The following is a 9,503-nucleotide window of genomic DNA, read 5'->3' as shown; positions in this document are numbered from 1 at the left end:
CGCGAGGCGGACGGCGCCGAGGACCAGGCCCGGGAGCCGCCGCAGGCCGGCCTGCGGCGGCTCCGTCCACTCGGCCGCGGTGACCGGCGGCGGATCGTCCATCAGTAGCCGACCTGCTCCACCTCACCGCGCCGGAACGGGCCGCCCCGCATCAGCAGGTCCGCGATGCGGTCGCCGAGCGGCAGGCCGAGGTCGTTCTGCATCCACATGAACTGGCCGTTCGGATTGGACTCCAGGAAGACGTGCTCACCGTCCGGGGTGACGATGAAGTCGACCGCGGCGTAGACGAGCCCGAGCCGGTCCATCAGCGCCTGCGTGCGCCGCACGACGTCCTCCGGCAGCGGCCGGTAGTCGCCGTAGCGCAGCTCGGTGTCGGCGCGCCAGTCGATCCGCGTCCGCTCCGCGCCCTGCGAGTCGATCACGACGGGGAAGTAGGCGTCGCCGATGATCGTGAGCCGGACCTCGTAGGCCTTCTCGATGTACTCCTGGAACTGGCAGAGGGTGTGCCGCACGCGGGGGAGGTGGTCGTGGATCTCCTCGCCGAGCACGGCGGTGTAGAGGCCGGAGGGGAACGCGCCGGGATAGTGGACCACCCCGCCGCTGAGCGACTTGTAGACGAGCGACCCCTCGCCCTCCTGCTTCACCAGCCGGGCGACCTCGTCGGGGTCGTTGGTCAGCAGCGTCCGCGGGACGCGGAGCCCGGCCTCCTTCGCGAGCTTGAGCTGGTACGGCTTGAGGTCGGCGACCGCGTCCAGGTCGGGGCGGTTCATCCAGAGGCAGTCGGTCGAGCGCAGGATGCCGCCGATGCCGTGCAGGGCCTCGTGGCGGGCGAACTCGCGTTCGGCCTCGCCCATCTCCTCGCCGAAGTCGAAGGCGGTGGGCCGCCGGTACCAGACGCCCGCCAGGGCGCGAAGGTCGACCTCCCGGTCGATCTCGCCGTCGTGGTGGCGCATCACCGCCCGGTCGGCGCCGTCGAAGTCGGACGTGGTGAAGCTCAGGCTGCGCGGGAAGTAGCTGGTGTCCACCCGGACGACCCGGGCGCCCTTCGCCGTGAGGCTCCGGACGACCGGGTCGACCGTGGGGTCGAAGTCCTGCGTGAGGACGAGGACCTCGGCCTGGCCGCCCACCGTCAGGCGCACACGTCGTCGAGGATCTTGTCGCCCCAGGGCGGCACGCCCGATCCCGTGGTCGTGTAGGAGCTGTAGCCGGCGGTGACGTCCTCGCCGTCCGGGCCGACCCAGGTCTGGGTCACGGGGTCGTAGTGGCCCGCCTGCGGGTCGGCCGCCGGGGCGCCGTCGTCGGGCGTGCCCCACGGGGTGGAGTAGGCGTAGCCGAACGGCCGCTCGTCACCGTCCGGGGTGGGGACCGCCGCCGGGTCGAACCCGGCGTGGTCGGGGGAGATGAAGGCGCGCGTGGTGCGGAGCGCGGGCCTGGTCAGTGTTCCGGGCATGGGCGTGCCTTTCTGCTGGGCGGACATGCGGGTCCGACATTCGGGCGTGCGGGGGCGACGCGGGAGCGCGCGAGGGGGAGCGAGGAGGGCGGGGGAGGACCCGTGGGCGCCGCTAGGGGGAGGTCGGCTCGGTGATCCCGATGATCCCCGGGATGTCGCCGGAGAAGGTCCAGGTCAGGCTGGTGCGGTCGTAGTGGCCCGCCGCGAGTCTCGTCGTCCGCTCCGGTTCGTGCTCGTCGGGGCGCTCGTAGAGGTAGGCCAGCGGGGCGCGGGGGCTGGTGCGGGTTCGGGCCCGGGACTCGGTCGGCCTGGCGCGGACGACCAGGTCACCGCCGTCGAGCTCGGGCGGGTCGAGACGGAGGAAGGGGGGCGGGTCCAGCGGGCCGGTGCCGCGGGTCATGACAGCGGGCCTCCCGGAGATCACCGGCGATCACAAGATCAAAGTGACATGGATCACCGGCCTCGGCAAGGCGCGGTCATGTCCGTATCCGGCCAGCGGACGGGGAGGGCCGGGCATAGCCGTTCGGTCATAGCCGCAGGGGGATTTGGTATTTGCCAGGCATAGCTTCGCGGGCGAGTATCGGGGAGTCGAGCCACGCGGGAGGGGACGGATGAAGGCTGAGCACTACGTCGGCGGGGTGTTCCGTTCGGACGGTCCGGCCTTCCCCCTCATCGCGCCCGCGGACGGCACCGAGCTCGGCTCCGTCCCCGAGGCCACGCGGGAGGTCGTCGACGACGCCGTGGCCGCGGCCCGTTCCGCGCTGAAGGGCCCCTGGGGCGCGATGGCCGCCGAGGAGCGGGCCGCGGCGCTGCGGCGCGTCGCCGACGGCATCCAGGCGCGGTTCGAGGAGTTCGTGGACGCCGAGGTCGCCGACACCGGCCGGCCCCGCGCGTTCGCCGAGACCGTCGACGTGCCCCGCGCCGTCGGCAACTTCCGCGCCTACGCCGACCTGCTGTACGGGCGCCCGGAGCGCGCCTACACCACGCGCGTCCCGGGGTGGAGCTCCGGGACGGGCGAGGCGCTCAACTACACGGTGCGGCGGCCGCTCGGGGTCGTGGCGGTCGTCTCGCCGTGGAACCTGCCGCTGCTGCTGTCGACCTGGAAGATCGCGCCCGCGCTCGCGTGCGGGAACGCCGTGGTGGCCAAGCCCTCGGAGGAGACGCCCTCGACCGCGACGCTGCTCGCCCGGGTGATCGACGAGGCGGGCCTGCCCGGCGGGGTGTTCAACCTGGTGCACGGGCACGGCCCCGGCGCGGCCGGTGAGTTCCTCACCGGGCACCCCGGGGTGGACGCGATCGCGTTCACCGGCGAGTCGGCCACCGGCGCCGCGATCATGCGGAACGCCGCCGACCACGTCACCCCCGTCTCGTTCGAGCTGGGCGGCAAGAACCCCGCGCTCGTCTTCGCCGACGCCGACCTGGACGCCGCCGTCGACGGGACGGTCCGCTCCTCCTTCACCCACTCCGGGCAGATCTGCCTGTGCACCGAGCGCGTCTACGTGGAGCGCCCCGTCTTCGAGGAGTTCGTCGCGAGGCTCGGCGAGCGGGCCCGCGCGCTGGACGGCTACGGCCCGATGATCTCGGCCGGGCACCGCGACAAGGTCCTGTCGTACCTCCGGCTCGCCCGCGAGGAGGGCGCCACGGTCGTCGCCGGCGGCGGCGCCCCGCGGTTCGGGGACGCCCGGGACGGCGGCTTCCACGTCGAGCCGACCGTCCTCACCGGGCTCCCCGAGACCGCCCGGGCGGTGCGGGAGGAGATCTTCGGGCCGGTCTGCCACGTCTCGCCGTTCGACACCGAAGACGAGGCCCTCGCGCTCGCCAACGACAGCCCCTACGGGCTCGCCGCCACGGTGTGGACGCGGGACCTGTCGCGCGCGCACCGGGTCGCGCCGCGCGTCGAGACCGGGATCGTCTGGGTGAACTGCTGGAACCTGCGCGACCTGCGCACCCCGTTCGGCGGCGTGAAGGCCTCCGGGATCGGCAGGGAGGGGGGAGAGTACTCCCTGGACTTCTTCTCCGAACCCGTCAACGTCTGCGTCCAGATCTGAGAGCGAGCCCAGTGACCACGAACATCGAGGCCGCCGCCGAGCGGCTCCTCGGCGCCCACGCCGGCGGCACGCCGTGCGCGCCCGTCCGCGACCTGATCACCACGGCGGACGACGCCTACGCCGTCCAGGACCGGCTGACCGACCGCTGGCTGGGGGAGGGGCGCCGCCTCGTCGGCCGCAAGATCGGCCTGACGTCGCGCGCCGTCCAGGCGCAGATCGGGGTGGACAGCCCCGACTTCGGGATGCTGTTCGCCGACATGGCCGTCCCGGACGGGGAGGAGATCCCCGCCGGCGCCGTGCTGCAGCCGCGCGCCGAGGCGGAGGTCGCCCTCGTGCTGGAGCGCGACCTGACCCACGAGCGGCACACCGCCGCCGACGTCATCCGCGCGACGGCGTTCGCGCTGCCCGCCATCGAGGTGGTCGGCAGCCGCGTCCGCGACTGGGACATCACGCTCGCCGACACGGTCGCCGACAACGCCTCCTCCGGCATGTACGCGCTCGGCAACCGCCCCGTCCCGCTCGCGGACGTCGACCTGCGCCTGTGCGGGATGGTGATGGAGCGGCGCGGCGAGCAGGTCTCGACCGGCAACGGCGCCGCCTGCCTCGGGCACCCGCTGAACGCCGCGCTCTGGCTCGCCGACACCCTCGTCCGCGTCGGCCGCCCCCTGCGCGCCGGCGACACCGTCCTGACCGGCGCGCTCGGCCCCGTGGTCCCGGCCGGTCCGGGCGACGTGTTCGAGGCGCGCATCGACGGACTCGGCGACGTCCGCGTCGCCTTCGGCAAGGAGGAGTCCTGATGGCGGACGTGCACGCGCTCGCGGCGGCGCTCGACGAGGCCGCCCGGGACGTCCGGGCGATCCCGAAGCTTACCGCCCGGACGCCGCTGGACGTGGCGACGGCGTACGCGGTGCAGCGCGCCGGGATCGAGCGGCGGCGCCGCCGGGGCGAGCGGCTCGCCGGGGTGAAGATGGGGTTCACCAGCCGCGCCAAGATGGTCCAGATGGGCGTGGACGACGTCATCTGGGGCCTGCTGACCGACGGCATGGCGGCCGAGTCCTCGGTGGACGTGTCCCGCCTCGTCCACCCGCGGATCGAGCCCGAGATCGCCTATCTGATCGGCCGGGAGGTCCGCTCCGCGGCCGAGGTCGAGTCCGCCGTGGCGGGCGTCGCCGTCGGGTTCGAGGTGCTCGACTCCCGCTACGAGGACTTCGCGTTCACGCTCCCGGACGTCATCGCCGACAACGCCTCGGCGGCGCGGTTCGGCGTCGGCGCCTGGCACGCGCCCCGCGACCTGTCGAACGCCGGGCTGCTGCTGGAGATCGACGGCCGGCCGGTGCAGACGGGCTCGTCCGCCGCGATCCTCGGGGACCCGGCGCGGTCGCTGCGGGCGGCGGCCCGGCTCGCGCTCGGCGCAGGAATGACGCTGGAGCCGGGCTGGATCGTCCTCGCCGGCGCCGCGACGGCCGCGGTCCCGCTGCCGAAGGACGCCCACGTCCGGGTCGTGGGCGCGGGCCTCGGCGCCGTGGAGGTGACGACCTGATGGACGACGCGATCCTCGTCGAGGGCAAGGCCCCGCCGCGCGGCCGGTTTCCGCACCTGCGGCGGGCCGGCGACCTGGTCTTCGTGTCCGGGACGAGCTCGCGCCGCCCGGACGGGACGTTCGCCGGGGCGAGCGCCGACGCGATGGGCGTCACCGACCTCGACGTCCGGGAGCAGACCCGCGCCGTCATCGAGAACATCCGCGACCTGCTGGAGGCGGCCGGCGGCGGCCTGTCCGACGTCGTCAGCGTCACCACCTACCTGGTGAGCATGAACGACTTCGGCGGCTACAACGAGGTCTACGGCGAGTACTTCGACGAGACCGGGCCCGCCCGCACGACCGTCGCCGTCCACCAGCTCCCGCACCCGCACCTGCTCATCGAGATCTCGTGCGTCGCGCACATCCCGCAGGCGACGCGGACCGGAAAGGAGGGCGGAGCATGACCCTGCCCCAGCTGTCGTTCGGACGGCCGTTCAACTTCGACGCCTGGATCGAGGAGCACCGGGACCTGCTGAAGCCGCCGGTCGGCAACGTCCAGGTCTTCGACGACGCCGGGCTGATCATCATGGTGGTCGGCGGGCCCAACCAGCGCACCGACTTCCACGACGACCCGACCGAGGAGTTCTTCTACCAGCTCAAGGGCAACATGGTGCTGCGGGTCATGGAGGAGGAGGGCCGTCCGCCCACCGACCTGCAGATCAACGAGGGCGACGTCTTCCTGCTGCCCCCGCACGTCCGGCACTCGCCGCAGCGGCCCGAGCCCGGGTCGATCGGCCTGGTCGTGGAGATCCCGCGCCCGGAGGGCCTCACGGAGGCGTTCGAGTGGTACTGCACCGAGTGCCACCACCTCGTCCACCGCGCCGAGCTCCAGGTCCGCTCGATCGTGGACGACCTGCCGCCCGCCTTCGAGCGCTTCTACGGCGGCGACCGCAAGTGCCCGAACTGCGGCGCGGTGCACCCGGGCCGCCAGTGGCCGCGGTCCATGACTCCGACGACGGCGCCCCGTGTCTGACGGGGCCTCGGTGACGGTCTTCGACGTCCACACGCACGTCTTCCCGGTGATCGGCCGCGACGAGGGGCGGATGCTCGCCGACGAGGGCCAGCCGTGGCTGCGGGTCGACGGCGGAGGCGCCGGCATGATGATGTGCGGCGACGCGGAGTACCGCCCCGTCGGGGAGGCGCTCTGGGACGCCGCGCGCCGCGTGGCCGACATGGACGCCGCGGGCGTCGACCGGCAGGCCGTCTCGTCCACGCCGCTGATGTTCGGGTACGCGGCCGAGCCGTCCCGCGCCGCCGACTGGTGCGACTTCGTGAACGACCGCATCCTGGCGTTCTGCTCGGACGCCCCCGACCGGCTCCTGCCGCTGTGCCAGGTGCCGCTCCAGGATCCTGAGCTCGCCTGCGCGGTCGCCGAGCGGGCGGCCGCCGCCGGGCACCGCGGCGTCCACATCGGCAACCATGTCGGCGACCGCAACCTCGACGACGAGGGGATCACGGCGTTCCTCGCGTACTGCGCGGAACTCGGCCTGCCCGTCCTCGCGCACCCGTGGGACATGCTCGGCGCCGACCGGATGCGCGGGCACATGCTGCCGTGGCTGGCGGGCATGCCCGCCGAGACGCAGCTGAGCATCCTCGGGCTGATGCTGTCGGGCGCGTTCGAACGGCTCCCCGAGTCCCTGCGGCTGTGCTTCTGCCATGGCGGCGGCAGCTTCGCGTTCCTGCTCGGGCGGGCCGACAACGCCTGGCACCGCCGCGACATCGTGCGCGCCGACTCGCCGCGCCCCCCGTCGGAGTACGTCGGCCGGTTCCACGTCGACTCGGCCGTGTTCGACCCTCGCGCGCTCCGCCTGCTGGTGGACGTGATGGGCCCCGAACGGGTCATGCTCGGCACCGACTACCCGTTCCCGCTCGGCGAGAAGGACCCCGGCGCGACGATCCGCGCGTGCCCCGGTCTGGACGACGCCGAGCGCGCCCTGCTGCTCGGCGGCAACGCGGAGGCGTTCTTCGCGCCCGCCCTCGACCTGGTGACCACCGAAGGAATGGCGCAGTGACCCTGGAGGACGAGGCGCGGCGCCTCGACGAGACCGATCCGCTGCCCACGCTGCGCGGGGAGTTCCTCATCCCGCCCGCGCCGGGCGGGCCGCACGCGGAGGCCGCCTACTTCGCGGGCAACTCGCTCGGGCTCCAGCCGAGGAGCGCGGCCGGGCTGCTCCGCGAGGAGCTGGACGACTGGGCGCGGCTCGCCGTCGAGGCCCACACGCAGGGCCGCCGCCCCTGGGTGGCGTACCACGAGCTGCTCCGCGAGCCCGCCGCCCGCCTCGTGGGCGCGCTTGCGCACGAGGTCGTCGCGATGAACTCGCTGACGGTCAACCTGCACCTGATGATGGCGAGCTTCTACCGGCCCGCCGGGACGCGCACCCGCATCGTCATCGAGGACGCGGCGTTCCCGTCCGACTCCTACGCGGTGGCGAGCCAGGCCGTCCACCACGGGCTCGACCCGGCCGCGACGGTCGTGCGGCTCAGGCCCCGCGACGGCGAGGACGCGCTGCGCACCGAGGACGTCCTCGCGTTCCTCGACCGCGAGGGCGACACGGTCGCGCTCGTCCTGCTCGGCGGGGTCAACTACCTGACCGGCCAGCTCATGGACATGGCGGCGATCACCAAGGCGGGCCGGGCCGCCGGCGCCGTCGTCGGCTGGGACCTCGCCCACGCCGCCGGGAATGTCCCCCTGCGGCTGCACGACTGGGACGTGGACTTCGCCGCCTGGTGCACCTACAAGTACCTCAACGGCGGACCCGGCGCCGTCGCGGGATGCTTCGTCCACGAGCGGCACGTGCGGGACGCCTCCGTGCCGAAGCTGGCGGGCTGGTGGGGCACCGACCCCGCCGTCCGGTTCCGGATGGACCCCGACATCGCGCCGCCCGCCTCCGCCGACGCCTGGCAGCTGTCCAACCCGCCGATCATGGCGCTGGCGCCGGTGCTGGCCTCCCTGGAGATCTTCGACCGGGTGGGGATGGACGCGCTGCGCGCCAAGAGCGGGCGCCTGACCGGCTACCTGGCCGACCGGCTCGCCGGGATCGGCGCCGAGGTCGTCACGCCGTCCGACCCGTCGGCGCGCGGCGCGCAGCTGTCGGTGCGGGTGGCGGACGCGGGCGGGCTCGTCCGGCGGCTCGCCGAGGCCCACGGCGTCGTCGCCGACGCGCGCGAGCCCGATGTCGTCCGCCTCGCGCCCGTCCCGCTGTACTGCACGTTCCACGACTGCCACCGCGCCGCCGCGGCCCTCGCGGATCTTCTTTAGGTGTGTCGGTGCATGGGCTCGCCCCGCATCGGGTAAGTTCGTCTGCGTTGCACGATGGCGTCGGCCCGGCCGGCCGGCGCCAAGCAGTCTCGAAGCGTTTTCTCCGGGTGACCGGCGGGCGTGAGTGAGTCCGCTTGCAGCCCGGCCCCGTCGACCGGCGGGCCGGAGACGTTTTACCCGGAAGGGAAAGACCATGGCCGAAGGCACCGTGAAGTGGTTCAACGCTGAGAAGGGCTTCGGGTTCATCGCGCCCGACGGCGGCGGCCCCGACGTGTTCGTCCACTACTCGGCGATCACGACCAACGGCTACCGCAGCCTCGACGAGAACCAGCGCGTCGGGTTCGAGATCACCCAGGGCCAGAAGGGCCCGCAGGCCGAGGGCGTCTACCCGCTCTAAGGTCCCGCCGGATCTCAGCTGAGGCCGGGAGCGCTCGCGCGTTCCCGGCCTTTCGCACGTCCACCGGCCGTGCGCCCGCCTAGGGCACCGCCTTCTCGGCGCGGCCGGAGGCCGCGGCCGCGGGTCGCCCGGCCGCACCGCCGCCGGGCGGGTTCAGGGCCCCGGCCGTCACGGTCATCACCGCGACCACGCAGGTGATGAGCGCGAACGCGGCCGGGTAGGACAGCGCCCCGGCCGTCCAGCCGGTGATGGCGGGCGCGGTCAGCCCCGACAGGTAGGTGATCGTGGCGACGCCCGCGACGCCCTCGCCCGGGGTGGCGCCGGCGGCGCCCGCCGCCGCGAACACCAGCGGCACCACGGTCGCCACGCCGACGCCGAGCAGCGCGAACCCCGCGATGGCCGGCCAGGGCTCGCGGGACGCCACCACGAGCGCGCCGCCGAGGACGGCCACCACGCCTCCGCACCGGACGACCCGGGCCGGGCCGAGGCGCCGCACCAGCCGGTCGCCGAGAAGCCGCGTCCCCGCCATGCACGACATGAAGACCGTGTACGCGGCGGCGGCCAGTCCGGGGCCCGCGTCCGCCACCTCGGTCAGGTAGACGGCCGTCCAGTCGGCGCTGGCGCCCTCGGCGAACGTGGCGCAGAAGCCGACGACGCCGATGGCCAGAACGGCCCGGGTCGGCAGCGCGAAGCGGCGCGGCGCCGGGGCGCCGGGGGAGGGCCGGACGTGCAGCAGCCCGCGGCCCGCCGGCGCGCCCACCCCCAGCCGC

Annotated in this window: 12 protein-coding genes; 8 read left to right on the top strand and 4 right to left on the bottom strand. The window is 74.2% G+C overall.

The window, feature by feature from the left end; all coding sequences use genetic code 11:
- Positions 1–101 precede the first annotated feature (101 nt).
- From ABWI04_RS40110 to ABWI04_RS40100, 3 genes are all read right to left on the bottom strand, one after another.
- Positions 102–1,139, bottom strand: a complete 1,038-nt coding sequence (locus tag ABWI04_RS40110) for an MvdC/MvdD family ATP grasp protein (RefSeq protein ID WP_345179117.1) — start codon at positions 1,137–1,139, stop codon at positions 102–104.
- Positions 1,130–1,450: a hypothetical protein gene (locus ABWI04_RS40105; RefSeq protein ID WP_345179113.1), complete on the bottom strand. Its 321-nt coding sequence runs from the start codon at positions 1,448–1,450 to the stop codon at positions 1,130–1,132. The genes ABWI04_RS40110 and ABWI04_RS40105 overlap by 10 nt, the downstream gene beginning before the upstream one ends.
- Before the next feature lie 112 nt (positions 1,451–1,562).
- On the bottom strand, positions 1,563–1,850 hold the full coding sequence (locus ABWI04_RS40100; RefSeq protein ID WP_345179112.1) for a hypothetical protein: 288 nt from the start codon (positions 1,848–1,850) through the stop codon (positions 1,563–1,565).
- A 211-nt stretch (positions 1,851–2,061) separates the two neighbouring features.
- On the opposite strand from ABWI04_RS40100, the gene ABWI04_RS40095 reads away from it, so the two are divergent.
- The 8 genes from ABWI04_RS40095 to ABWI04_RS40060 all read left to right on the top strand — a co-directional run bounded on the left by ABWI04_RS40095 (position 2,062) and on the right by ABWI04_RS40060 (position 8,733).
- Complete coding sequence (locus ABWI04_RS40095; RefSeq protein WP_353835677.1) at positions 2,062–3,498, top strand: 2-hydroxymuconic semialdehyde dehydrogenase; 1,437 nt, start codon at positions 2,062–2,064, stop codon at positions 3,496–3,498.
- Between the two features lie 11 nt (positions 3,499–3,509).
- Positions 3,510–4,295, top strand: coding sequence for a 2-keto-4-pentenoate hydratase (locus ABWI04_RS40090; RefSeq protein ID WP_345179108.1), 786 nt, complete (start codon positions 3,510–3,512; stop codon positions 4,293–4,295).
- The gene (locus tag ABWI04_RS40085) at positions 4,295–5,038 is read left to right on the top strand and encodes a 2-keto-4-pentenoate hydratase (RefSeq protein WP_353835676.1); all 744 of its coding nucleotides are present in this window, start codon (positions 4,295–4,297) and stop codon (positions 5,036–5,038) included. The genes ABWI04_RS40090 and ABWI04_RS40085 overlap by 1 nt, the downstream gene beginning before the upstream one ends.
- On the top strand, positions 5,038–5,481 hold the full coding sequence (locus ABWI04_RS40080; RefSeq protein ID WP_179848452.1) for a RidA family protein: 444 nt from the start codon (positions 5,038–5,040) through the stop codon (positions 5,479–5,481). The genes ABWI04_RS40085 and ABWI04_RS40080 overlap by 1 nt, the downstream gene beginning before the upstream one ends.
- Positions 5,478–6,050: a 3-hydroxyanthranilate 3,4-dioxygenase gene (locus ABWI04_RS40075; RefSeq protein WP_345179103.1), complete on the top strand. Its 573-nt coding sequence runs from the start codon at positions 5,478–5,480 to the stop codon at positions 6,048–6,050. The genes ABWI04_RS40080 and ABWI04_RS40075 overlap by 4 nt, the downstream gene beginning before the upstream one ends.
- Positions 6,043–7,089, top strand: coding sequence for an amidohydrolase family protein (locus ABWI04_RS40070; protein ID WP_345179101.1), 1,047 nt, complete (start codon positions 6,043–6,045; stop codon positions 7,087–7,089). The genes ABWI04_RS40075 and ABWI04_RS40070 overlap by 8 nt, the downstream gene beginning before the upstream one ends.
- Positions 7,086–8,336: a kynureninase gene (kynU, locus tag ABWI04_RS40065; protein ID WP_353835675.1), complete on the top strand. Its 1,251-nt coding sequence runs from the start codon at positions 7,086–7,088 to the stop codon at positions 8,334–8,336. The genes ABWI04_RS40070 and kynU overlap by 4 nt, the downstream gene beginning before the upstream one ends.
- 193 nt (positions 8,337–8,529) lie before the next feature.
- Positions 8,530–8,733 carry a cold-shock protein gene (locus tag ABWI04_RS40060; RefSeq protein WP_067639228.1) on the top strand — a complete coding sequence of 68 codons (204 nt, stop codon included), beginning with the start codon at positions 8,530–8,532 and terminating at the stop codon, positions 8,731–8,733.
- Between the two features lie 79 nt (positions 8,734–8,812).
- On the opposite strand, the gene ABWI04_RS40055 is transcribed toward ABWI04_RS40060, so the two are convergent.
- The coding region (locus tag ABWI04_RS40055) for an MFS transporter (RefSeq protein ID WP_502913219.1) at positions 8,813–9,503 on the bottom strand (691 nt) is incomplete at its 5' end.

It is taken from the genome of Actinomadura sp. NPDC000929 (genome assembly GCF_040492065.1).
GTDB lineage: Bacteria > Actinomycetota > Actinomycetes > Streptosporangiales > Streptosporangiaceae > Spirillospora > Spirillospora verrucosospora.
Note: the sequence above shows the minus strand (reverse complement) of the source record. Positions and strands in the feature narration are given on the sequence as shown.

Excerpts from the sequence above, each read along its gene's own strand:
- ABWI04_RS40095 (WP_353835677.1), top strand. The coding sequence starts at position 2,062 with ATGAAGGCTGAGCACTACGTCGGCGGGGTGTTCCGTTCGGACGGTCCG.
- ABWI04_RS40105 (WP_345179113.1), bottom strand. The coding sequence starts at position 1,450 with ATGCCCGGAACACTGACCAGGCCCGCGCTCCGCACCACGCGCGCCTTC.
- ABWI04_RS40080 (WP_179848452.1), top strand. The coding sequence starts at position 5,038 with ATGGACGACGCGATCCTCGTCGAGGGCAAGGCCCCGCCGCGCGGCCGG.
- ABWI04_RS40100 (WP_345179112.1), bottom strand. The coding sequence starts at position 1,850 with ATGACCCGCGGCACCGGCCCGCTGGACCCGCCCCCCTTCCTCCGTCTC.
- ABWI04_RS40085 (WP_353835676.1), top strand. The coding sequence starts at position 4,295 with ATGGCGGACGTGCACGCGCTCGCGGCGGCGCTCGACGAGGCCGCCCGG.
- ABWI04_RS40075 (WP_345179103.1), top strand. The coding sequence starts at position 5,478 with ATGACCCTGCCCCAGCTGTCGTTCGGACGGCCGTTCAACTTCGACGCC.
- ABWI04_RS40060 (WP_067639228.1), top strand. The coding sequence starts at position 8,530 with ATGGCCGAAGGCACCGTGAAGTGGTTCAACGCTGAGAAGGGCTTCGGG.